Source organism: Cysteiniphilum sp., assembly GCF_057495195.1.
In genome coordinates this window covers 11,333-36,573 of the sequence record NZ_JBXTEF010000084.1, presented here as the reverse complement: position 1 = coordinate 36,573, position 25,241 = coordinate 11,333, and the positions used below count along the sequence as shown (strand labels likewise).

The following is a 25,241-nucleotide window of genomic DNA, read 5'->3' as shown; positions in this document are numbered from 1 at the left end:
AGTATAATGATCTCACGTTACACCCTGTTTATTGCTGTACTATTTATTGGCATTATTGCCTTACAATACGATTTTTGGTGGAGTAAAACAGGTTTTTTTGCCACGCACGAGCTAAATGAGCAGGTAAGCATCAAAGAGCAAAAAAATAATAAGCTCATAGCACGTAATATGCATTGGTATGCAGAGATCGTCTCTTTGCGCCAGAATGACTCCGTACTTGAAGGTATGGCGCGCGCTAATCTTGGCTTTATCAAAAATGGTGAGGTTTTTTATCAAATCGTCACACCACAGGATAAAAAGGTGGCATTACAGGAAGATAGTCAATGAAGCGAATTCTAGTGATTCCAGCAAGTGGCATTGGTAGTCGCATGAATCATGATATTCCAAAGCAATATATCAAATTGGATAATGGTTTATCGATTCTCGATACCACGATTGCAAGATTATTAAGTGAACCTTTCTTTGATTTGGTTGTGGTTGCACTTGACGCAAAAGATCGTTACTGGAAAAACTCAATTCATATCAGTAATGCACGCATTAAGATATGTGCCGGTGGCAAAGAACGTCGTGATAGTGTGCGTAATGCCTTGATGGCGTTGAAAAATGTCGCTAGTGATGATGACTGGGTGTTTGTGCATGATGCAGCAAGACCTTGTGTGCGTTTAGATGATATTAGAAGGCTTTATGCTGCCATTCGTGTTGAAAATGCGATTGGTGGGATTCTCGCCACCCCAGCTCACGATACCGTTAAAGCTGTTGATCAAGAGTTTAATATTGTTAAAACACTGGATAGAAAAAAGATTTATCTTGCGCAAACGCCACAGGTATTTCGCTATCGTACTTTATTGATGGGCTATTATTTTTGTCTGCACAATAATATTGCTGTGACGGATGAAGCATCTGCAATTGAAGCACTTGATCATCAGCCAATTATTGTTGATGGTGATAAGCGTAATATTAAAGTCACGACACCAGAGGATTTGGTGCTTACAAATTATTTTTTATCGACATTGAGTTGAGTTGAATTATTTTCAATATGTAGTGATCTTTGTGGGAAAGGGATTTCAATATTGTGCTCATCAAAGCAAAGTTTAGTCTCTTCAGTTAATTTCCATTTGGTTTCTAAAAAGTCAGCGCGCTTTGTCCAATAGCGGATCAGTAGATTAACACTGCAGTCGGCTAATTCATCAACCCGTATAATAGGTGCTTTTCCTTCTTCTTTGATAATGTTTTCATTGTTGTTTACAAGTTCTTGTAGTAATGACTTTGCTTGTTGTAGATCACTGCTGTAACCAATACCGATAATAAAGTCATTGCGTCTGAATTCGTTGTTAGAGAAATTAGTAATAATACGTGAAGTCACTAAGCTATTAGGTACTTTCACTTGGCGCCCATCACTAGTGCGTAGTGTGCAAAAGACAAAATTAATTTCCTCAACCGTGCCAGAGGTGCCCCCCATGTCGACAAACTCGCCGATTTTAAATGGACGAGTCGAGACAATCATAATACCGGAAACAATAATATTAGCAGAGGTTTTAAGTGACATACCAATGCCGACAATAAGTGCTGTAATTGCAGCAGTTAGCGGGGTAGTGGATATCCCCATCTCGCTTAGGGCGATTAAAATGACAAAAATAACCAGAAAGATATATAACACTTGCATTAAAAACATCGTTACGGCTTTATCTAGCTTGGTTTTAAATAATAGCTTTTGCGTGGTTGAACGGATCACTTTAGCAAGAATAAGCCCAACAACGAAGATAATCAGCGCAAGAATGACACTTGGTAGATGTTCTAAGATGAGGGATATAACCCATTGAAAATATTGATTAATATTCTGTGTGTGAAGCTCCATTAAATAAGTCCTTTATATAAAGATTTGTTAATGAAGTTAAAGTTACAGAAAATAGCAAATAGTGCAAGCAAAAATAGGATAAGACTAAATTTTTGCCCACAAGAGCTCATCATATCCTAAGCATAAGTCGAAGCGATGCAATGAGCATTAGTCGAAGTGGGTTTGGAAAAATCATATTTCATAGAGGCTTCGACTTACGCTCAGCTAGCGCTGATATAATCAAAATAGGTTGGAATATTGTTACCGCCCAGAAATATAAAGAAGTTATTTAATTGATGACTTCATTGATTTGATGATCACTGGTGCTCTCTTTTTTATCATGAATGTACTTATTCAAAATTGGTCGCGATAGCCACATGACTGCGGCAATAATCAAGGTAACAATACCGATTTGTGCAAACACGCCGGTATAGACATTTAGGCTTTCTAGTGTGCTTAATGTTACACCACTTGGTGGAGAGGTCATATTTCCAACAAAAGCACCTAATGGACCTGCTAGCATGGATGTTAAGAACCAAATACCCATAACAAAGCCAGACATGGCGCGTGGGCAAAGCTCAGCAACCATGGCAACCCCTAGGCCAGAAACTAATAACTCACCGGTAGACTGCAAAGTATAAGTCAATACCATCCACCAAGGTGAAGCAAGACCTGTTTCCGCTGCAGTAAAGCGTGGTAAGTAAAGTACTAAGAAGGCAAGGCCACACAAGGTCATACCAAAGCAAAATTTAGTGACATGTGTGCCAGGCAGTTTTTTATAAATCACAGCCAAAATAGGCGAGGCAATGATAATCACAAGTGGGTTTAACACTTGGTAAGAAGCCGCAGGAATTGTCCAACCAAAGAAATTGTTGTCGATGTTGTGCACAGCAAAGAATGTCAATGAGGTAGGCATTTGGTTATAAAGAACAAAAAAGACAATGCCTTCAAGAATCAAAAGAAATGCAATCAGCATACGAATGCGATCAGAGCCTTTTAAGCTAAATGCGGTTTTTAGAAAGTACAAAAATCCACCGGCAACGACAATGTAAACGATTGCATAGCAGACAGTTGTATGAGGAAGTAGTTTGCCAAATATAATAACAGCAACAATTGAGGCAACAATAATGGTGACCAAGCGACCGAAAATCATGGGTTTTGCACCAGCCTCGGTTGAGATAGAGCCCAAGACTTTGTAAAAGACAAAGTAGTTTAAAAGACCAAGCAATAAGCCAAAAGCACTGATCCAGAAGGCTGCTTCCCAACCATAGGCCTGTGCAGCAATTGGGGCAATCAACATAGAAACAAATGAACCTAGGTTAATTGCCATATAGTATAAGGTCATCGCGCCATCTAAAGCTGGATCACCTTTTTCATATAACTTAGAGATAAGTGATGATGGATTGGCTTTAAATAATGCATTACCAACAATAATGCCACCAAGCGCATAAAAAATAGTGCCCTTAGTTGACATTGCTAACGCCATATAGGAGATAAACAAAATAACAGCCCCCAGTGCAACAGTACGCTTGGCACCTAAGTATTTATCACCGACATAACCGCCAACCCAAACAAATCCATAAACAAAAGCTGAAAAAGAGCCAAAAGTATAAATACTTAACTCTTGGCTAAAGCCTAAGTGATTCACAAAGTAAAGTGCCAAAATAGCTTGGGTTGCGTAATAACCAAAGCGTTCCCATAATTCAATTCCCCAGATCACCCAAAATGGTTTAGGTAGTCCTCTAGAGGCAATGACCTCATTTGACATGTAGTTTCTCCCGTATTTCATATTTTTAATAACATTTAGAATCAGAAGCTATACCCATTGCAAAGGGTATATAACAAGAAATCAATAAAATTGCTATGGATCACAATTAATCATGATGCATAGTAACTTTACTAGATTATATGTTTTGACCTCTTCCGCTCTGGCAGTATTTATAAATCCTTTTATGATTAAAAGCAACTGAAAACAAGTAAACGACTGTAAATTTACTTCATTTTTTAGTGCTATTATTATTTGATACATTTCGTATGATAAATTTTAGCATTGTTTTTGCCATTTGATGTAATTGTATTACGGGAATGGCTATGCTTAAATAACGATGTTGATGATAGTAACTAAAACTAAAATAAGGAAGTTCAATGGATAAACAATCAAAACTAATATTAAGAAGCGTATTACTCGGCAGTTTTATGATGACAGCTGCATTTGCTGGAGCCAAAGCACCTGATGAAGTATGTAAAGAGGGTGTATGCTCACTGCATTTGAAGAATATGTACTTGGCTTATCAGATGCAAGCAGATAAAAATATCAAGTTTACATTAAGTGCTAAGACAACAGGTTGGGTTGCAGTAGGGTTTGGTGTTAATCATACAATGGCAGACGCGGTAATGGTATTGGGATATGTTGATACCAATGGCAAAGTACAGCTATCACAGGAGTATGGGGTAAAAGGACATCCACCACACAAGAGTGTTGCATCTTTAGGTGGGATGCCAGAGGTTAAGTTAGTTTCGGGTAAAATAGAGAAAGGGCAGACAACCATTAGCTTCACGCTGCCAATGACACCATCATCGGCTAAATATAATTATACGTTTACTCAAGGTGAAGATATCCCCATTATTTTGGCTTATGGCAAAAATGGCGCAAAGAATTTCACCAGTTACCATCAGTATCAAACTAGTGCGGAGATAAAGTTACCAAAATAAACTAAGTGTTTGTGTTGTCTATTTCATTTATTGTTCCACAAACCTAATTTGTCCAAGTATCTCTAAGATTAACAATTTGATTAAAGACAATATTGTTAGCGCTATGCTCAATTTGATCAGCACAAAAATAACCTAAACGGTTGAACTGAAAACGTGTTTCAGTTTCAGCTTGTGCTAATGAGGCTTCAAGTTTCGCATCGTTAATAATCACTAAAGAATGTGGATTTAAGCCTTGCTCTAACTTATCTAAAGCAGCAGGGTTTTCGCAGTTAAATAGTCGGTCATATTGTCTGATTTCGGCATTGATACAATTATTAGCATCTACCCAATGGAGCATTCCTTGCGGTTTGATACCATCGTTTGGTTTCTTACCACCGAGTGTTTCTGGTAAATAGCGACATTTTAACTTGGTGATATGACCCAAGTGATCTTTTTCAAGATCATAACACTCAATCACATAGGCATTTAACAAACGCGCTCGTCCATTTAAAGAGAGTTTTTTATGCCCTTTTTCTAACTGTTCCATGAAATCATCTTGTTCAATATAAATATGGTTTGAAATGCTAATATCTCTGCGTCCAAAATCAGGATTTTGTGGGTGATTAGGCACATTGAGCACTTCATCCTCTAGGTCATCAATTTCAACCAACAACGGCTTTAATACGGCATTGCGACGTTCAACGGTTTGATTTAGATCATTGCGAATGACCTCTTCAAATAAGCTGTAGTCAGTAATGGAATCTTGCTTTGAGATACCGACAAGATCAATCAAGCGACGAATAGCAGCAGGTGTCACACCACGGCGGCGTAATCCGCGAATAGTCGGCATCCTTGGATCATCCCAGCCAGAAACAAGTTGCTGTTCGACAAGGTATTTTAATTTGCGTTTGCTAGTGATGGTATAGTTTAAATTCAAGCGTGAGAACTCAATTTGCTGTGGCTTGTTCTCAAATCCACACTTTTCAACAACCCAGTCATACAATGGGCGGTGATCTTGAAACTCAAGCGTGCAAAGTGAGTGAGTGATTTTCTCAATAGCATCAGAGGCAGCATGTGCGAAATCATACATAGGATAAATACACCAAAGCTCTCCTGTGTGTGGATGAGTCACTTTCTTAATGCGGTAAAGTGCAGGATCTCGCATATTTATGTTGCCAGCACTCATATCAATTTTAGCACGTAAGGTGCAAGTGCCTTCATCAAAGAGACCTTGACTCATTTGTTCAAACTTTTGTAAATTTTCTTCAACACTGCGTTGGCGATATGGACTGTCTTTACCGCTTTCTGTCAGTGTGCCGCGGTGAGCGCGCACTTCATCTGCCGTTAAGTCACAAACATAGGCGTTACCCTCTTTAATTAGCTTAACCGCTAGCGCATAAAGTGTTTCAAAGTAATCAGAGGCATAGAAAAGATTATCTGCCCAATCAAAACCAAGCCATTTCACATCTTCTTTGATTGCTGCAACAAATTCAGCTTCCTCATTAGCAGGGTTGGTATCATCGAAGCGTAGGTGACATGGTCCTTTTTGGTAAGCTAGTGCCAAACCAAAGTTAAGGCAAATCGATTTGGCATGGCCAATATGTAAGTAGCCATTAGGTTCTGGTGGAAAGCGTGTAACGACTTTGCCATGAGTTTTATTATTAGCAAGATCTCTATCGATAATATTACGTATAAAATTGGTCTTGTGTGCAGTTTCAGACATTGTTTGCTCAGGTTTATTTAGTTAACTGTGCTATTGTAAAGTGCTTTATCAGTCAGCTCAATAGCAAGCTTAGTAAAGCGAATAAAATTTTGATAAAGTTGGTTAGAGTGGGTTGTTCATTTTTCTTTGGCATATTATTATATTTATGCACAAAACAATGGAGAATTTACAAAAATGCTACTTGATCAGTTGAAAAAATGCGGAATTAATGAAACAAAAGAAATATTTCACAATATTTCTTATGAAGGCTTATACGATCACGAAACGTCAGCAACTGCTCAAGGGTATGAAAAAGGTGTTGAAACAGCTACTGGTGCTGTTGCTGTAGATACGGGTAAGTATACGGGGCGTTCACCAAAAGATAAGTTTATCGTTGAAACGTCTGAAGCAAAGAAAAATGTTTGGTGGGCAAAAGATGGTTCAGACAATAAGCCATTGTCTATTGAAAGCTGGCAGCACTTAAAAACATTGGCAACAACACAGCTTAATGATAAAAAACTGTATGTTATGGATGGTTTTTGTGGTGCCAATCCTGAAACACGATTGTCTGTGCGCTTGGTGACTGAAGTTGCATGGATGGCGCATTTCTTTAAAAATATGTTTATTCGCCCAACAGCAGATGAGCTTAAAAATTTCACACCGGATTGGACAATTTTAAATGCATGCAAAACAAAATGTGAAGATTACCAAAAATGGGGTTTAAACTCAGAAACTTTCGTTGCATTTAATATCGCTGAGCGTATGACTTTAATCGGTGGTACATGGTATGGTGGTGAGATTAAAAAGGGCATTTTCTCAATGATGAATTACTTCTTACCATTGCAAGACATCGGCTCTTTCCATTGTTCTGCAAATGTTGGTAAAGAAGGTGACTCAGCCTTATTCTTTGGTTTATCAGGCACAGGTAAAACAACACTTTCAGCTGATCCAAAACGTGAGCTTATTGGTGATGATGAGCATGGTTGGGATCATGATGGTATCTTCAACTTAGAAGGAGGGTGCTATGCTAAGACCATTAACTTATCTAAAGAAAATGAGCCAGATATTTATCATGCAATTCGTCGTGATGCATTACTTGAGAATGTTGTCTTAAACGATGATAAAAGTATTGATTTCGCATCAAATGCCAAAACTGAGAATACACGCGTCTCTTATCCTATTTATCATATTGATAATATTGTCAAGCCGATATCTAAAGCAGGGCACCCAACCAAGATTATTTTCTTAACCTGTGATGCTTATGGTGTGCTACCTCCTGTATCAAAACTATCGATTGAGCAGGCAATGTATCAGTTTTTATCCGGTTACACGGCAAAAGTTGCTGGTACTGAGCTAGGTGTTAAAGAGCCAACAGCTGTGTTTTCATCCTGCTTTGGTCAACCATTTTTGTTACTTCACCCAACAAAATATGCTGAAATTTTGGGTAAGAAAATGCTTGAGCATGGAGCCAGTGCCTATTTGGTTAATACCGGTTGGACGGGTGGTGGCTATGGTAAAGGACATCGCATTTCAATCAAAGATACACGAGCAATCATTGATGCGGTACTCGATGGTTCAATTGATCATGCGCCATTACGCAAAGATGAAATGTTTGGTTTTGAGATTCCACAAGCCTTGCATGATGTAGATAGTAATATTTTAAATCCACGCAACACGTGGACAGATAAAGCCGCCTATGATGCTCAATATCAGAAGCTTGCTGAGATGTTTGTCAATAACTTCAAGAAGTTTACTAATAATGACTTAGGCAAAAAGTATGAACAATACGGCCCAAAGTCTGACGCCTTGGTTTAATTTATAGCTTAAATCAGGGAACAAGTAGAATAAAACCCCATAGGCTTAAGCCCGTGGGGTTTTATTTAATATCCACTGGATCGATATCAATAGTGATCTTCACCTTCTTACGCGCAAGCTTAATATCATTACTAACTGCATTTAACAGCTGTTGCAGCTGTTTGCGTGTACTCGCTGTCAACATTAACATAAAGCGATAATGTCCTGCTTGTTTGATATTAATTGCAGGCAATACATGCGAAATCTGACAGTGTAATTGCTTAAGTTCATTACAGTTTACAAGTGCGTGATTGAGTTGCTGTAAGGCATGTGTGCAAGTCTGCGTCTTACTTGCTTGGGCATAAATATATGCTTGATAGGAAAAAGGTGGGTAACTAAGAAGCTTACGTGTTTCAAGGCTATGCTCTAAGAATTTTTTATAATCTGCCTGTAGAATCAGTTGCAATATAGGATTATCTGGCTGATAGGTTTGAATATAAACATCTCCTGGTTTACTACCGCGTCCTGTTCTACCAGAGACTTGAATAATCAATTGTGCCGTTTTTTCAACAGCATGAAAATCTTGACTATAAAAGCCTGCATCAGCATTGATAATACCGACAAGGCTGACATTTTGAAAGTCATGCCCTTTGGCAATCATTTGGGTTCCAACGATGATATCAATATGCTGTGATTTGATGTTATTCAGCACATCTTCAAGTGTGCCTTTTTTTTGCGTTGAACTGCGATCCAGGCGCGCGATATGCGCAGTCGGTAAAAGGATACTTAATTCATCTTCGAGTTTCTCAGTACCTTGTCCAATATCTGATAAGTTATGTGATTGGCAATTAGGGCATTGCAGAATAATCTCACGTGCCTTACCACAAAAGTGGCATGCCAGATGCTGAGGCTTGGTGTGTAAAGTATATGGTTTCTCGCATTGGTTGCAGTTAGCACACCAACCGCAATCTTGACAAATTAAGCTATGAGCAAAACCGCGACGATTGATAAATAATAGGACTTGTTCATTGTTGGCAATCGTCTGTTTGATTTTATCAATCAATATCGGACTCAAGCCTGCTTGAGTTTTACTTTTCTGCAAGTTAATAATATGTACTTGATTGCTAACTTGATTCAATGCGCGATTTTTTAAGGTCAATAAATGATATTTGCCATTTGACGCATGATAATAACTTTCTAAAGATGGCGTGCCACTGCCTAAGATAATCGGAATATTATATTTTTGTGCTTTGACAATCGCAATATCACGCGCGTGATAGGTAGGGATGTTTTGTTGCTTATAAGAAGCGTCATGCTCTTCATCAACGATAATCATGCCAAGATTTGGCGTGTCAAATAAAAGACCTGAGCGTGTTGCGATAATAATATTAATCTCAGCATGTTGTACTTTAACAAACAGCTCAAAGCGTGCTTGGTCCGTCAGTTGCGAATGAATAGCGGCAATAGGTTCATTAAAGTTTTGCTCAAAGCGCATCAATGTTTGAGGGGTAAGGTTGATCTCAGGCACTAAAACTAAGACTTGTTTGCCGCTTTGAATCACGGGCTTAATCGCTTCAATATAGACTTCTGTTTTGCCACTTCCTGTTACGCCAAAAAGTAAAAAGGTTTTAAAGTGATGAAGATGCTGGCAAATAGCATCAACAGCGCTTTGCTGTGCAGTATTAAGTGTACGTGGTGTTATTGCTGTTGTGGCGTGAGTTTCTGGAAGACGCCTGTGTTTTGATTGTGTGATGATATTTTTGTTGATGAGTGACTTTATCGTTGCTGATGTGATCTCATGACTGATAAAGGCATCATGTGAAACACTGCCATGTTCACGCAATAATGCTAATGCTTTATGCTGTTTATGTGCATTCTTAGCAGGCTTAAAATCATTATTGTCAGTATTATTTAAGGTATAAATAATTTGTTTGGCGCATTCGGGTTGTTCTTTTTGCAAATAGTGCTTTGGTAGCGATAATCTTAGGCTTTGATATAAAGTGCACTGATAGTAATTAGCAAGCCATTTAACCAGATCAATCGCTGGTGTTGATAACAGTGCCCTTTGATCAAGTATTTTAACAATGGGTTTAAGTTTATCCTTAGGTAAGCTAACTTTGGGGTTGATCTCACTAATAACACCAATTACCTTACGCCTGCCAAGCGGGACAACAACACGAGTAAAAAGTATTGGTGGAGTTGTAACAGAATAAAGATAATCAAGCCCATCAGTAAAGGGACCATGCACAAGAACACGAACAATAGCCATAAATATTATTTTTTGATCATGCGATTAACGAGCATAGCAATAAGCGTAATAAAGGCGCCAACAGCCAAGACATAGGCAGGCGCCATTAAGTTGCCACTGGCTTTAATCGCAGCAATAACAATTGTTGGCGTTAAACCACCAAAAACAGCAAAACCTAGATTATAAGCAAAACCGATACCGCTATATCTCACATCTTGTTTGAAAGCTTCAATAAGCATTGCGGGGATATTGCCCCAGCATAATGCACAAACAATCGCACTGATAACAATTGCAAGGAAGTAGATATTTTGATTCTGTGTGTAGATATGATAGATAAAAAAGCTAGCAATTATGGTGGTAATAATGGTTAGTAATAGAATCACTTGTCTATTGATTTTATCCGCAAAAAAACCAACGATAATACATAAAATTGATAAAATAATAACACCTAAGCTGTTAATCCAAACAAAGTTCTTCAAATGCAATTTGAGAATGGTACCAAAATAGGCTGGAAGTAATAAAAATAATGTGACAAAGCATAATGCACCGAATGAGACAATGATTGTGGTATAGACTAAGTTCCAGCCATGGGTGTGCAAGACTTTGGTAATAGGTAAAGCATACTCTTTTTGGATAAAGGGTTGAAAGTCCTCAATGTCCATCAATTGTTTACGTAGGTAATAAGCAATAAAACCAAAAATGCCGCCCAAAATAAAGGGTATACGCCACACATGCATAAGCATTTGCTCATGGCTAAAAAACTGCAATAAAAGCGCTTCAACAATAAAACCAATGGCGACACCAGTAATTAAAAAACAAAAGACAAAACCAGTCATAAAAGCTTTTTTATCCGGTGCTGATTCGCTGACATAGGTAATGGCTCCTGGGATTTCACCACCGACAGAGAAGCCTTGGGCAATGCGACAAATCACCAATAAAATGGGTGCTAGCATACCAACGCTTTGATACGTTGGCAGAATGCCAATGATAAATGTTGATAATGCCATCACTAAGATCGAAATGGTAAAGGTTTTCTTGCGCCCATATTTATCACCAAAATGACCAAAAATAATGCCGCCGAATGGGCGTGCAAAATAACCAACAGCATAAGCACTAAAGGCAATTAAAAGCGAGTTAATTGCTGAATGCGTTGGAAAGAAAAGCTGTGATATATAGCCAGCAAGTAGCGCGTAGATGATGAAGTCATAAAACTCAAGCATGCCACCTAAGCTTGATAACAATAAAATTTTACGTTGATTCTTGTTAAGCATATTGATTGATCTGTCCATATTCACATGGGGGTTGCCTGATTCTATCAATGAAATTTTGGCAAGACTAGCGATAAATTTTCTTTTATGTCGAAAGTTTTGACTATACTGAAGTCGTGCCTTGCAATCAATCAATAAAAGGATGAGCAATGAAACGGATTATTCACTTAACCGATACCCATTTAGGTTATGAAAACCTATCTTCCGTCATGCGTGATTTAGTCACACGCATTATTTTTACCAAGGAAAAGGCGGATGATTATATTATCGTGATCACAGGTGATATTGTCGAGGATGCAACAAAAGATGGCGCTTATGATGAAGCCGTAGCGCAAATCAATCGTTTAAAACGCGCTGGATTTTATGTGCTTGTGATTCCAGGCAACCATGACTATGGCACAGGATCGATTGGTTATAGTGGTTATGTACCGGCATTTAAACAGGCTTTTTATGGCAGTATTGATGTGCAATACCCGATTAAAACGATTGTCGATAATATCGCCTTTTTGGGATTGGACTCCATGGCGGAAGAGCTTCATTGGTATGATCGATTATTCGCCGAGGGGCAGTTGGGTGAGGCGCAATTACAGCGTTTAGATAATTATTTAAGCCATGATGAAGATGTTAAAAATGCAGCATATCGCGTGATTTATTTGCATCATCATCCCTTCTCACCTCGCCCATTTCATCATTTAAAAGACTCAGATGATTTAGGTGAAATACTAAAAGCACATAAGATTGATATGCTGTTATTTGGTCATAATCACGATGGTTTGGTGTGGAGTGGTAAATGGGGAATCCCACGTGTTTATGACGGTGGGACATCCACGGGTAAACAAGGCAAGCCATCACCACACCGCGTGATAGATTTATCAAAGCATCCGGCATTTGATTATGATGCTAAATTTTAGTTATTGATGGTCAATGCATGATGTTTTGCGTATAGTATTTGTTATTGATCATGACCAAGAAAAATCAAAAAATAACAATGAAAATTGCAATTATGGGGGCAATGCCCGAAGAAATCACACCAATTCTTGCTGAACTAGACACTTATGACACCAAGGAATATGCCAATAACACCTATTATCTAGGACATTATCATGGGCATGAATTAATTGTTGCCTATAGCAAAATCGGTAAGGTGTTTTCAACCTTGACGGCAACTGTGATGATTGAGCATTTTGGCGCGGAAGTTTTACTATTTTCTGGTGTTGCTGGAGGTGGCTCGGCAGATGTGCAAGTTGGTGATATTGTTGTTGCCACACAAACGGTGCAACATGATATTGATATCACCGCATTTGGTCGCCAAAAGGGTGAGATTCCAGGAAGCAAAGTGTTTATTGAAACCTGTCAGCGTTTAACATCAAAGTTAAAAATTGCTGCAAATACGCATGGAATTGCCTTAAAAGAAGGTATTATTGCGACGGGGGACCAGTTTATTCATAGCAAAGAAGTCAAGGAGATGATTGTGAAGCACTTCCATGCGCAGGCGATTGAGATGGAAGGAGCCAGTGTTAACTTGGTGTGTCATGAGCTTAATGTCCCTTGTGTGGTATTGCGTGCTATCTCAGATACAGCAGATGGTCAAGCAGTGGATGATTTTCCACAGTTTGTTGAAGAAGCAGCCAAGCAATCAGCCACACTTATTTTATCGTTGGTAAGATTATTATAAGGTAAATGTATAAAGTGAGAATAATCAGATTTTAGGGCGTATTCAATACGCCCCTACGGTAAATACATTCATCGTAAATCATTTTGCAGCATTTGATTGTATTCTGGTTTGTGATGAGCATTAAATTAAATAAAATTAAATAAAAGTAAATAAAAGGAATAGATAATGCGTCCAAGTCAACGTCAAACCAATGAAATGAGAAAATTAACAGTAACTCATCAATTTACCAAACATGCAGAAGGCTCTGTGTTAGTATCTTTTGGCGATACCAAAGTATTATGTAATGCCTCAGTATTAAAAGAAGTACCTAAGTTTCTAAAAGATGCCAATCAAGGTTGGTTAACGGCTGAATATGGTATGCTACCGCGTTCTACTCATTCAAGAATGGATAGGGAAGCTGCCAGAGGTAAACAATCAGGCAGAACGCAAGAAATCCAGCGTTTAATCGGTCGTGCGCTACGTGCTGCAGTAAACTTGAATGAATTTCCAGGAATTACCATAAAAGTAGACTGTGATGTCTTGCAAGCCGATGGTGGCACAAGAACGGCTGCAATTACTGGAGCGAGTCTTGCGATTGAAGATGCGGTGAAATATATGCAGGCAAATGGTCTTGTTAAAGAAGATGCCAAGCCAATTCAGGCACATGTTGCTGCCATTTCAGTCGGTGTCTATAAAGAGACACCAGTACTTGATTTAGATTATGCTGAGGATTCAGATGCTGATACGGATATGAATATTGTGATGACGCATGATGGTGGCATTATCGAGATTCAGGGGACGGCTGAAGGCGCACCTTTTTCAGAAGAAGATTTTGCGCAAATGCTTGCTTTAGGTAAAAAAGGAATTAATGAGATTTTCAAGCAAACACGTAATTTAGCGTAGGGGCGTATTACATACGCCCACAAATATGCAAAACCGATAGGCGTGTACTGTATACGCCCTAAAAACATTGGAGTAAAACCGATGATTCGCCTAAGTCCTTTACTACAAGCCTTTTTAAGTGTTGAGAAAAACAAAACAGTACACGCTGCCGCGGAGACTCTTTTTTTGACGCAAACTGCGGTAACACAAAGAATAAAGCAGCTTGAGGAGAAGCTTGGTGCATCACTTTTTATTCGCTCACGTAAGGGTATGCAACTCACCGAAGAAGGGCAGGTGCTGCTTAGATATTGTCATGATATGCAAAACTTAGAAAACAGCTATTTGCATAGCTTAAATATGAGCGAAAGTGACAACATTATTGCTTTGAAATTGGTATCTTCCTCGACATTAATGAAAACACGGATTGTCAAAGTAGTGACAGCTATTGCTAAATTATACCCGCAACTAAGACTGTATTTGCAGATTCAAGATATTGAAGCGCGACATGAGTTGTTAAAGACAGGGCAAGTTGATCTGGCGATTGTTAATAATAAGCAAGTGTCAAAAGAGATGTGCGCTAAGGCACTATCTCCAGAGCGTTATGTCTTTATTGTGCCTAAGGCGTGGGCAAAGCGTGCGATTAAAGACGTTGTACTTAATGAAAATATTATTGATTTTGATAGCAGTGATGATATTACGTTTTCCTATTTGGCAAAGTATGACTTATTACAGTTTGCACGCAAAGACCGACATTTTATCAACTCTCCTGATCAATTGGCGCAATTGGTTGGCTTTGAGCTTGGTTATACGGTGGTTACTAAGCAGTTTTTTGAGCAATATTGTGATCAAACTAAAGTAGTCATTCTTAAAGGTAATTGGTTTTATGATCATGAAATTTCATTGTGTTGGTATGATCGTAGTGTGTTGCCGAGTTACTTTAAGGCGTTAATCGATGCGATTAACTAATACCAGAAATGACTTCGACTAACGCTCAGCCAACGCACGCCCCCTGAGCTCGGTCGAAGGGGAGCGGGCAAGGCAGCAAATGGCTTCGACAAACGCTCAGCCAACATCTGTCCCCTGAACTCAGTCGAAGGGGATAGGGAAAGGCAGCAGATGGCTTCGACTAATGCTCAGCCAACGTATAGTTTAAAACCCAGACTCTTTTACCCAAAGGATAAGGACTTGCTGCCATAGGCGTGCGGCAAGTGATTTCCTTTCAATATCAATAAATACTTTGCCTCTGACAACATGCGGTAACTCATAAGGTAAAGGCGAACTAAGCGTTAATAAAATCAAAAACACATTTTCCTGAGGTGTGAGTTTACCTTCTTTATCAGGGTTAACGGCAATACTCCCCCCGAAGCTTGATGCATGATATGCACTTAATGGAGCTGCTTCATGGATATAGCTTAGGTTGGCTTTGTTTTCATTCTGACTTTTGAAAACACTTGATTGTGAGCTCACAATATATCTAATCTCAACGGGCATTTTAGCAAGATCAATGTTCTCAGGGACAAAATAGCCCTTTTGATTAAGCTTTAGCTGATCCTGATCATCTGTCGTTGTATAGGCGCGTAGTTGCAACGTTTTGTTATTGACAATGAGCATTAATGCTTGCTTGGATTTTAGCCAAGCATCAGGGTGCAAATCTTCAGATAATGACTCAACAATGCCATCAAAAGGTGCAGTAAACCTTAACTTGTCTTGTTGTTTTTGTAGTTGCATTAATTGGGTTTTCGTGTGATTGATTTGTGTTTGCAATACTTGTTGTTGATCCAGTTTGGTTTGAAAATGCACATTATTTCTTTGCTGCCAAATGAGTTGTTTAAGCTTCTCATTGGCTTGGGCAATTTGAAACTCAAGTTGATCAGATGCTAATTGTGCTAAAACTTGCCCTTTTTTAACGTATTCTCCTTTTTTAACATTAACTGATACAACGCGTGCTGCAATCTCGGTATAAAGCGGCTTGGTTTGGTAAGATAAGGTTGCTGGCAATGAGACTTGTGATTGCCATGGAATAAAAAATAAACCCATTAAAATAAGGATGATAATGGATAAAATAAGGGTGTTTTTATTAAGGGATATGTTGCTTTTCATGCTCCACCAGACTTTGAGTTCGCGATAAATGGGATGTAAAATAAAATAAACAATTTCAATGACAAATAAGATAATACCCAGCGCCTTGAAAAATAAGTAATAAACCATAATTGCAATCCCTAAAAATAGCACAAAGCGATAGATCCAAGTCAATATGGCATAAGTGATCAAAGTACGTTGACGTGCTTTAGAGAATTGTTCAGGTTCAGGCATATTCAACCCAAATAACATCTCACGCAATTTCCATTTGGTTAGTGCAAAAGCACGTGTTTGCAAATTACGCATACTTAAAACATCAGACAGCACATGATAACCGTCAAAGCGCAAAAACGGGCTGATATTAATAATATAGGTGGTCATTAAGCTATAGGTTGCTAGGAAAAAACAAATACTTTTAATCGCGCCTTCAGGCATGAGTAACCACGCGCACAACGCAAAGATCGCAATATATGTTTCAGTGATAACACCTGCTAATGCGATAGTCACACGCTCTTTGGGGTCATTGATTTTCCAACTTTCACCAGTGTCGGTATAAAGCATCGGAAACATGACCAAAAAAGCGATCCCCATTGTGGGCACATTCAGCGCATATTTTTTACACATTAACGCATGTCCTAATTCATGACAGCTTTTAGCAAGTATTAATGCAATACCATACAATAAGATATATTGGATGGAAAAAAGGGCAAAAAAGGTATGCGTAAATTGATCCCATTGTCTCAATGTAAAGATAATGGCAATAAATCCTAATATGATCATGCTTAATGCAAAACCTTTACCAAGTGCAAAACGCATATAAGGATAAATAGCATTTAAAAAGCGATTCGGTTTGACTAAGGGGACGCGAAAAAACAAATAGTTTTTAGCAAGCCATAAAAACCAATTCATTTTTTTCGGTGCTTGCGTTTCATTAATGGTCTTCATGGTGCCAAAAGACTGCTCAATCAGGCAATTTTGTGATAAAAATTTTAATATTTGTGTAATGTCATCTGTCGTAACTTGTGCCAGAGAGTTTGCTTTAACTGTATTAATTAACTCATCAGGGGAAATGCTTTGCCAAAAGCGCAATATCTCATGCTCGCGCCAACCAAGATGGAAAAAACGATTATTTAAAAGATCCTGCACAACCCATGTTGGACTATTATTAAAGTCCATGCCACCTTTTTGCAAGATAACACCTTCACGCAAAGAAGGGAGAATTTCTGGTAATTCTGAGTTCATTGACATTTGCATACTTTACCACCCAAAAAATTGTCGTAAGGTTGTGATTGGTTTACGGAATAAGTAATAAAATAAACTAACATTATTACCCATCAATTTGGCAGTTCCTTGGCTGCCAATTTTAGGTATGTCTTGATTTGAATTAATACGAGCAATGACCTGATAAGCCAGAATTTGCGATGGTGTAATCGTTGCTTCAAAGCTTGCATAATCAATAATGCCATAAACAGGGTTAAGCGGGTCAGCATTTAGAAATAACTTGACCTTGTCACCTTTGTTAAAATTGATGGCATCAGCAACAGGCAGCCAGATTTCTATCTCAACTTGGCCTGGCGTTGCTACTTGCATAACATTCTCACCCGTGACAACGGGTTTACCAAACCATTGGTTAGGCGTATCAATAATAGCAATACCATTAATAGGACTTTTGACGTCTGATTCATTAATTAGATGGGCGGTATAGTCAACTTCAAGTTGTTTTTCTTGCATTAGCGCTTGTAAAACTTGAATCTCAGCACGTTTTTCAATGTCTTGATAACTGCTTTGAACGGCTGTTTTGTATTTAGCAGTAGCTGTTGAAAGCTCTTTTTGTGCAAGCTCATGAGCATTGAGAAGATCTCGCTTATCCATATCAAATAATGTCTCACCTTGCGTAATATACTGCTCAGGTTTTACAAATACAGTCTCGATCACACCTTCCATTGGTACGGTAATAATCATAGGGTCTTTGGCAATAATTGTGGCAGGTGCTAATACACTTTGTGGTACGCGGATAAACATCGCCAGAAATGCAGCTACAATGATGAGCCATATAATACGACGTTTACGACTTTTAAAGTAATAGGTAAACTGTCCAAAGATATTGCGTGGTTTGCTTAAATGAAGCCATGCTTGTTTGTAGGAATGGGCGATCCAGTCAAATTGTTTAAATTCATTTTCTTCAGGTAGTTCATTGTTTAATAATAGTATGCCACCGATAACTTCTTTGTGGCTATTGCGAAAAAAGTAGAAGGTGACATATTTGGATAAGGGTTCTAACCAAATCTTATTAACGGCTTCAACAGCTGTCTCGCTATCAATCGTTTGCACTTCTTTATTTTGTGCATAATAAGTGATTAATTTATCAATAAACTCAGTAGCAGACAGTTGATAGGGGCTTGTTTTATTCAAACGCGTAATGCCGGAGATGCTTTTAATTTGGATATGTTTGTTTTGCCATGAGCTCCATACTATGGCGCGTTGGTAATCAATAACAACTTTGCTTTGATGCGCAATAAAAAATGCAAGCTCATTGAGTTTGTTGATTTCTCTTAGCTCTTGTTGTAAAGAAAGTAGATTGGCTAATGTATCTTTCATATTGCCTACTCCTTATTAATCGATGTGTGCATGTCTGGATTAAAATAGGCAATACCACTCATGCCTGAGAATAGCATTTGTGGTGTGAGTTTCTTATTAGTATCGGGCATTACTAGCTTACCGTAGATTAAAATAGACTGACTTGCTGGGTCAATTTGTCCGACGATCTTTGTTACTGTGGCATTAAAGCGTTGTTTTGGTAGTTCATCTAACACTAAAGTAAAAGGTGTTTGTGCTTTGATATGTTGCAGCCAGATGGAGGGAATATACATCTTAATCTCAAGCTCGCGATTATCAATGATATCAATTAAGGGATCATCCGTTTTAACGGTTTCATTTTCCTCAGCGGATTGATGGACAACTTCGCCATGGTAGGGGGCTAAAACCTGACATTGTTTTTGTTGGAATTTCATGATGTTAAGATCAGCTTTTGCAATTTCAAACTGGCTTTTTGCTTTTGCAAGTTCAATTTTGCTCGCCGAGTTTAAACGCATAAGCTCAGTTGTACTATCTAGTTGCGCGCTAGCGGCATCAAGCTCAGCTTGAGCACGTTTGCTTTTTAAATCAACCTCTTCACAATCAAACTGTACCAGCACATCACCTTGTTTGAATTGATCTCCTGGGCGAAAGTTGATTTTCTGAATAACACCAGTCATGGGACTTGATAATGAAGCTTTTTGTATTGGAAACAGTGAGGCATATGTGCTATTTGATTTGTCGTAGTTATTGTTGATTGATGTGGTGTTATCAGCGTACAACAAGCTAGTCATTAGTAAGCTAATATAAAAAATAATGGGTTTATGCATAACGATTCCCTGTAAAATGATATCTTTTTTATTTGATGTTTAGCGTAGTAATAAGGTGTTGTTATAACAATGGGTAATAACTTTTTCTTATGTGCGAATTTAACGATAACCATATGGCAAAGTGCGTATTTAGTGCGTGTTTTAAAGTGACTGGGATTTAGCTAAACTAATGATTAATTTAAGCAACAACAAAAAAAGAGAGTTTGTTATGCAACAGAATAATGGATTTAGTTTGACGACACGAGTCATTCATATGATTGGTTTTGAGTTATTTGCGCTTATTATTTTTGCGCCTGTCGCAGCATTGGTATTGAATAAGAGTATTGTTGAAGTAGGTGTATTGGGTGTGCTTATCTCATTGATGGCGATGTTGTGGAATTTTATCTATAACTGGATGTTTGATCATTATGAGGCAAAGCTTGGCAAAGATCGTTTTAAGCGAAGTGCAATTATCCGAGCAATACATGCATTATTATTTGAGTTGGGACTTCTTGTTGTCACCATTCCATTGGTTGCTTATTGGCTTAATATGACATTATGGCAGGCATTTATTGTTGATATTGGTTTTGTCGTATTTTTCTTGGTTTATGCTTTTGTCTATAACTGGTTATTTGACTGTATATATCTGCAATTATCGCGTAGAGCAATCGCCAGAAATTTAGTTGATCTCATGGATCTTAACCAGTTTAATCATATTGTTTTCAACCTTCTTCACCTCAATGATAAATCCATTGATTTTAAGGCAGCAGTTGCCAATTGGGATTTCACGTAATTCATCGATAATAAAGCCAGAGATTGTTTTAGCACCTTGGGTTGGTAAATGTAGATGCAAATGACGATTAATCTCACGAATGGTGGTATCTCCAGTGGTGCTATAAGTGTTGTCTTTGCCCGTTTTAATATGGGTTTCAAGGTTGTATGTATCGGCAAATTCACCAACGATTTCTTCAATAATATCTTCAACAGTAATAATGCCTTCAATCTCACCATATTCATTCACCACGGTAGCAAAGCGCATACCTTTTTGTTGGAAATTAATCAATTGGCGCTTAATAGAGATATGATCAGGAATATAGTAAGGCTCTTTAAGCAATGTCAAAACCTCTTCATAGGTGGGTGTGTCATCTGTGGCAATAAACTTTAATGCCTCTCGTGTAAGAATGATGCCGGCTATGTCCTCAATATTTTCATAGCAGGCAATTAAAATTGAATGCTTAGAATGGATAATTTGATGAATGATTTGATCAATATCAAGACTCAAGTTGAGATACTCAATTTTATGATGTGGGATCATGACATCAGAGACTTTGATCTGATCAAGCTCTAACACACCTAAAAGCATATTTTTGTTGCGGGGACCCAATTTACTTTTGGAGTCGTGAACAACCGAGTGAATCTCATCACTACTTAATGGCTCAGCGGTTTCTTTGTGTTTTATGTTAAGTCCTACTAAACGGAATAACAGATTAGCAAAACCATTTAATAGCCATACAAGTGGATAAAATAAAACCAGTAAAATGAGCAATAAGAAAGAAGCGGGAAATGCTAATTTTTGCGGAAAAAGAGCAGCCAATGTTTTTGGAATAATCTCAGCAAATAGAAGAATAATAATGGTGAGCACAATGGTTGAAATAATCATGCCAATGTGCCCAAAATGTTGCTCGGCATAGCTTGTTAGAATGGCTGAGGCAATGATGTTGGCAAAGGTATTGCCAACAAGGATCATGCCTAACAGGCGATCAGGGCGCTTGATAAGGTTTAAACTGCGCTTAGCGGCTTTATTTTTGCGTTTTGCCATGTGTCGCAATTTATATTTATTTAACGACATCATTGCGGTTTCAGAGCCTGAGAAAAAGGCAGAGCACAAAATTAAAACGACCAAAAGAATAAGTGTAAAGCTAAGATCCATGTGTGTTATTGGTTATATATTAAATTTATCACTTGATTATCATAGCAATCAGCTGTGAAGCGCGCATTATTTTTATTGTTTTTTATGTGATGCGAATACATCAGTTGTAAATCATTAATCTTTAGCGCTCTTTGCCATTAATGCAGCAAGCATTTGTTTATTGGTGTTTGCATGGTCGATATAGTCTTTGTTCGTGCCATTTTCAAGCCATTCTTGTTTTAGTTTTTTCATGGATTCAATGTCATGCGCTTTGAAGATATTTACTTTTTGTGTGGCAATATCTTTATCGTCACCAAGCATTATAAGTGCTTCAATAGCCGTTGTACTAGCGGACTCAAAGGTCTCTCGAATAACATAATTAGCGCCTGCTTCTTCTAATTCGTAGGCATGGTGCCTATCGCGTGCTCGCGCAATAATTTTGATGTTTTTTTCATGTCGTCTAACCATTGCTACAAGCTCTGTTTGACTGTCACGATCATCTAAGGCCGCGACGAAAATAGTTGAATTCATGATGCCTGCTGAGATTAAAACCTCGGGTAAGAGTGCATTGCCATAATAAGCTGTATTACCATATTTTCTAAAGGTTTCAACCATATCAATATCATAATCAAGAATAACAGGCTCATGTTGGTTGGCATTTAATACGCGCGCGATAATTTGACCAAAACGACCAGCACCGGCAATAATAATATTGCTTTGATGTGCAATAGTGTCATTAGGCATGTTTTGTTTATTTTGATATTTCACGAGGATGACACGTTCATAAATTAAGAAAATTATAGGCGTTAACAGCATCGACAGAATAATGACTAATATGGCAATGCTCACAATATAGCTTTGAAATAACCCCAGGGTTAATGCAAATCCCAATAATACAAAGGCAAATTCGCTACCTTGTGCCAAAGATAGGCTAAATAGCCAAAAATTTGTGGTTTTAAGTCGGTAAACTTTTGCCAATAGTGCTAATATGATGATTTTTATACAAATTAGTAGTAAGACAGCAACTAAGATATATATCCAGTTTTGAGCGAACAAGACAAAATTAATGCTCGCACCAATCGAAATAAAAAATACCCCCATCAATAAGCCTTTAAACGGAGATATTTGGCTTTCAATTTCATGGCGATATTCACTTTCGGATAAGATAACACCAGCAATAAAGGTGCCTAGTGCCGCAGATAACCCCAGTGATTCCATTGTCAAAGAAACCGCAATAATTAGTAACAATACAAGAGCGGTAAATAATTCAACCAATTTGGTTTTAGCAACATAGCGAAAAACATACCTTAAAATATATTTGCCAACAAAAATCATCAAAATAATCACGGCTAATATTACCAGTGCTTGAACATAACCTGGCAAACTAGCCATAAACCCTAAATGTCTATTTGCTACACTAGCGTTAGTTGAAGAAATAACAAGCATCGGTAAAATGGCAAAAATTGGAATCACCGCGATATCTTGTGAAATGAGCACCGATAGAATTGACTTACCGGCTTTGGTGTTTAACTGCTTTGTTTCTTGTAAGCTTTGCAAGACAATGGCTGTTGATGATAATGAAAAAATAAGCCCCAAAGCAATGGATGGATATAGCTCAAATCGGAAGATAAAGTGAGTGGATAAACCCAAAAGTATTGTGGTTAACACGATCTGCATGCCACCTAGACCCAGTAACTGTGATTTCATATGCCAGATTTCTTTAGGCTTTAACTCCAAGCCAATTAAAAACATCATCATGACAACGCCAAGCTCAGCAAAGTGTTGGATCGATGATACTTCAGAACCAATCAGACCAAATAAAGGACCAATCAAAATGCCTGCCAATAAATAACCTAAGACTGATCCTAGTTTAAATTTCTTGGCAATGGGCACAGTGATAATGGCAAAAAATAGAAATAAAGCAGCTTGAGATAGCATTGAGGTCATATAGATTCTTTCTAAGGAGCATAATTGATACTTAATATTATTACAGCTTATTTTTGTTAGTGCATTAATTAACTGTTTATAATGCGCAGGGTGACTACTATGAATGTTTGAAGGGCTATTAATAATAGCAAGAGATATTTGGTGATATTAAGTCAAATATTCGCGGTAACAAGCGAGTTAAAGTGCCTTGGCACTTAAATTTTATCAGCAATTTTAAGCAAATGGATGCAATGTTTTATTGGCATGATATAATCGCGGGCAGTTTTTAATGTGGTGATGAGTACTTCCTGTATGCAAGATATACATAAGCATAGATTGTTGATTTTAGATTTTGGTTCGCAATATACGCAATTGATCGCGCGCCGTGTGCGTGAAATTGGTGTGTATTGTGAGATTTATCCTTATGATGTTGATGTCAGTTTTATTAAAGATTTTGCTGCCAGTGGCATTATCCTTTCAGGTGGACCTGAGTCAGTTAATGAATCGGTACATGTTAGAGCGCCCGAATGTGTGTTTGAATTGAATATCCCTGTACTTGGCATTTGCTATGGTATGCAAACCATGGCACATCAATTCGGTGGTGAAGTTGCCTCATCTGATAAACGTGAATTTGGTTATGCCAAGATTGAAATCAGTAAAGCAAATCCTTTGTACGAATCAGTGCCGCAAACTCAAGATGTATGGATGAGCCATGGTGATAAAGTGGTTGCTCTAAGTGATGAGTTTGAAGTAATTGCATCTTCTGAAAATGCACCGATTGCCGCAATGGCACATAAAACAAAGCCATATTATGGTGTGCAATATCATCCAGAGGTGACGCATTCTGCTTATGGTAAAGAGCTACTTGAGAACTTTGCGTTTAAAATCTGTGGCTGTGAAGCGTTGTGGAATCCTGCAAGCATCATCGAAGATGCCGTACAAAAAATTAAAGCGCAAGTTGGATCTGATGAAGTCGTCTTAGGTTTATCCGGTGGTGTTGATTCATCAGTGGTTGCTGCTCTTTTGCATAAAGCCATTGGTGAGAAATTAACTTGTGTATTTGTTGATACTGGGTTGTTGCGCTTGCACGAAGGTGATCAAGTCATGCAGACATTTGCTGAAAATATGCATGTTAATGTTGTGCGTGTTAATGCGGAAGATAGGTTCTTGGCTAAGCTTGAAGGGGTTAATGATCCAGAGAAAAAGCGCAAAATTATTGGTAATTTGTTTGTTGATATCTTCGATGAAGAGTCAGCAAAGCTGAAAAATGCTAAATGGTTAGCGCAAGGCACGATTTATCCTGATGTGATTGAATCAGCAGGCAGCAGTAGCGGTAAAGCGCATGTGATTAAGTCGCATCATAATGTGGGTGGCTTACCTGAAGATATGAAACTTGGGCTTGTTGAGCCGTTAAGAGAGCTTTTTAAAGATGAAGTGCGTAAAGTCGGTGTTGAGCTAGGCTTGCCATATCGCATGGTTTATCGTCACCCATTCCCAGGCCCTGGTCTTGGTGTGCGTATCTTAGGCGAAGTTAAAAAAGATTATGCTGATATCTTGCGTCAAGCCGATGCCATCTATATGCAAGAGCTAGAGAAAAGTGGTTACTATGATAAAGTCAGTCAGGCGTTTGCTGTGTTCTTACCGGTAAAATCAGTTGGGGTAATGGGGGATCAACGTAAGTATGATTATGTCGTTGCCTTAAGAGCAGTTGAGACGATCGACTTTATGACCGCACGTTGGGCACATTTGCCTTATGAGTTGATAGGTCTTATTTCCAATCGGATTGTTAATGAAGTTAAAGGCATATCACGCGTAGTTTATGATGTCACAGGCAAACCACCAGGAACGATTGAGTGGGAATGATTAAAATA

19 protein-coding genes and 1 pseudogene are annotated in these 25,241 nt (G+C 38.2%); 10 read left to right on the top strand and 10 right to left on the bottom strand.

Annotated elements, in window-relative coordinates:
- The first annotated feature begins 6 nt into the window (after nt 1–6).
- Nucleotides 7–327: a septum formation initiator family protein gene (locus tag ACY10D_RS07770; protein ID WP_487000184.1), complete on the top strand. Its 321-nt coding sequence runs from the start codon at nt 7–9 to the stop codon at nt 325–327.
- Complete coding sequence (gene ispD / locus ACY10D_RS07765) at nt 324–1,019, top strand: 2-C-methyl-D-erythritol 4-phosphate cytidylyltransferase (RefSeq protein WP_487000183.1); 696 nt, start codon at nt 324–326, stop codon at nt 1,017–1,019. The genes ACY10D_RS07770 and ispD overlap by 4 nt, the downstream gene beginning before the upstream one ends.
- Here the strand turns inward: ispD and ACY10D_RS07760 are convergent.
- Together ACY10D_RS07760 and ACY10D_RS07755 are read right to left on the bottom strand one after the other, a co-directional pair.
- Entirely contained in the window at nt 995–1,855 is an 861-nt protein-coding gene (locus ACY10D_RS07760) for a mechanosensitive ion channel family protein (RefSeq protein WP_487000182.1), read from the bottom strand. The genes ispD and ACY10D_RS07760 overlap by 25 nt on opposite strands.
- 268 nt (nt 1,856–2,123) lie before the next feature.
- The gene (locus tag ACY10D_RS07755) at nt 2,124–3,602 is read right to left on the bottom strand and encodes an oligopeptide:H+ symporter (protein WP_487000181.1); all 1,479 of its coding nucleotides are present in this window, start codon (nt 3,600–3,602) and stop codon (nt 2,124–2,126) included.
- Between the two features lie 377 nt (nt 3,603–3,979).
- On the opposite strand from ACY10D_RS07755, the gene ACY10D_RS07750 reads away from it, so the two are divergent.
- Nucleotides 3,980–4,546 (top strand): DOMON domain-containing protein, encoded by a 567-nt coding sequence (locus tag ACY10D_RS07750; RefSeq protein WP_487000180.1) that lies wholly within the window; start codon nt 3,980–3,982, stop codon nt 4,544–4,546.
- Nucleotides 4,547–4,589: 43 nt separating this feature from the next.
- On the opposite strand, the gene ACY10D_RS07745 is transcribed toward ACY10D_RS07750, so the two are convergent.
- Nucleotides 4,590–6,248: a glutamine--tRNA ligase/YqeY domain fusion protein gene (locus tag ACY10D_RS07745; protein WP_487000179.1), complete on the bottom strand. Its 1,659-nt coding sequence runs from the start codon at nt 6,246–6,248 to the stop codon at nt 4,590–4,592.
- A gap of 174 nt (nt 6,249–6,422) precedes the next feature.
- Here ACY10D_RS07745 and pckA point away from each other — a divergent pair, with 174 nt between their 5' ends.
- Entirely contained in the window at nt 6,423–8,042 is a 1,620-nt protein-coding gene (gene pckA / locus ACY10D_RS07740) for a phosphoenolpyruvate carboxykinase (ATP) (protein ID WP_487000178.1), read from the top strand.
- A 61-nt stretch (nt 8,043–8,103) separates the two neighbouring features.
- Here the strand turns inward: pckA and ACY10D_RS07735 are convergent, their stop codons facing one another.
- Both ACY10D_RS07735 and ACY10D_RS07730 read right to left on the bottom strand, forming a co-directional pair.
- Nucleotides 8,104–10,290, bottom strand: a complete 2,187-nt coding sequence (locus tag ACY10D_RS07735) for a primosomal protein N' (RefSeq protein WP_487000177.1) — start codon at nt 10,288–10,290, stop codon at nt 8,104–8,106.
- 5 nt (nt 10,291–10,295) lie between these two features.
- Nucleotides 10,296–11,540 carry an MFS transporter gene (locus ACY10D_RS07730; RefSeq protein ID WP_487000188.1) on the bottom strand — a complete coding sequence of 415 codons (1,245 nt, stop codon included), beginning with the start codon at nt 11,538–11,540 and terminating at the stop codon, nt 10,296–10,298.
- Between the two features lie 146 nt (nt 11,541–11,686).
- On the opposite strand from ACY10D_RS07730, the gene ACY10D_RS07725 reads away from it, so the two are divergent.
- From ACY10D_RS07725 to ACY10D_RS07710, 4 genes are all read left to right on the top strand, one after another.
- Nucleotides 11,687–12,448 (top strand): metallophosphoesterase family protein, encoded by a 762-nt coding sequence (locus tag ACY10D_RS07725; RefSeq protein WP_487000176.1) that lies wholly within the window; start codon nt 11,687–11,689, stop codon nt 12,446–12,448.
- A gap of 50 nt (nt 12,449–12,498) precedes the next feature.
- Entirely contained in the window at nt 12,499–13,212 is a 714-nt protein-coding gene (locus ACY10D_RS07720) for a 5'-methylthioadenosine/adenosylhomocysteine nucleosidase (RefSeq protein WP_487000175.1), read from the top strand.
- Nucleotides 13,213–13,377: 165 nt separating this feature from the next.
- Complete coding sequence (gene rph, locus ACY10D_RS07715; RefSeq protein ID WP_487000174.1) at nt 13,378–14,094, top strand: ribonuclease PH; 717 nt, start codon at nt 13,378–13,380, stop codon at nt 14,092–14,094.
- An 81-nt stretch (nt 14,095–14,175) separates the two neighbouring features.
- Nucleotides 14,176–15,039 carry a LysR family transcriptional regulator gene (locus ACY10D_RS07710; RefSeq protein WP_487000173.1) on the top strand — a complete coding sequence of 288 codons (864 nt, stop codon included), beginning with the start codon at nt 14,176–14,178 and terminating at the stop codon, nt 15,037–15,039.
- 183 nt (nt 15,040–15,222) lie between these two features.
- Here ACY10D_RS07710 and ACY10D_RS07705 read toward each other — a convergent pair whose 3' ends face one another.
- Genes ACY10D_RS07705 through ACY10D_RS07695 form a run of 3 tightly spaced genes read right to left on the bottom strand, consistent with a single transcriptional unit; the run spans nt 15,223 to nt 19,556 of the window.
- On the bottom strand, nt 15,223–17,394 hold the full coding sequence (locus tag ACY10D_RS07705; RefSeq protein ID WP_487000172.1) for a hypothetical protein: 2,172 nt from the start codon (nt 17,392–17,394) through the stop codon (nt 15,223–15,225).
- Nucleotides 17,395–17,409: 15 nt separating this feature from the next.
- The gene (locus ACY10D_RS07700) at nt 17,410–18,750 is read right to left on the bottom strand and encodes an efflux RND transporter periplasmic adaptor subunit (RefSeq protein ID WP_192482929.1); all 1,341 of its coding nucleotides are present in this window, start codon (nt 18,748–18,750) and stop codon (nt 17,410–17,412) included.
- 5 nt (nt 18,751–18,755) lie between these two features.
- Nucleotides 18,756–19,556, bottom strand: a complete 801-nt coding sequence (locus ACY10D_RS07695; RefSeq protein WP_487000171.1) for an efflux RND transporter periplasmic adaptor subunit — start codon at nt 19,554–19,556, stop codon at nt 18,756–18,758.
- Between the two features lie 208 nt (nt 19,557–19,764).
- Between ACY10D_RS07695 and ACY10D_RS07690 the strand changes: the two are divergent.
- Nucleotides 19,765–20,187 (top strand): annotated as a pseudogene (locus ACY10D_RS07690) (PACE efflux transporter); the annotation flags it as partial.
- A gap of 27 nt (nt 20,188–20,214) precedes the next feature.
- On the opposite strand, the gene ACY10D_RS07685 reads toward ACY10D_RS07690, so the two are convergent.
- Together ACY10D_RS07685 and ACY10D_RS07680 are read right to left on the bottom strand one after the other, a co-directional pair.
- Nucleotides 20,215–21,465, bottom strand: coding sequence for an HlyC/CorC family transporter (locus ACY10D_RS07685; protein WP_487000170.1), 1,251 nt, complete (start codon nt 21,463–21,465; stop codon nt 20,215–20,217).
- Nucleotides 21,466–21,579: 114 nt separating this feature from the next.
- Nucleotides 21,580–23,391, bottom strand: a complete 1,812-nt coding sequence (locus ACY10D_RS07680) for a cation:proton antiporter domain-containing protein (RefSeq protein WP_487000169.1) — start codon at nt 23,389–23,391, stop codon at nt 21,580–21,582.
- 291 nt (nt 23,392–23,682) lie between these two features.
- Here ACY10D_RS07680 and guaA point away from each other — a divergent pair, with 291 nt between their 5' ends.
- The gene (gene guaA / locus ACY10D_RS07675) at nt 23,683–25,233 is read left to right on the top strand and encodes a glutamine-hydrolyzing GMP synthase (protein ID WP_487000168.1); all 1,551 of its coding nucleotides are present in this window, start codon (nt 23,683–23,685) and stop codon (nt 25,231–25,233) included.
- Nucleotides 25,234–25,241: the final 8 nt, after the last annotated feature.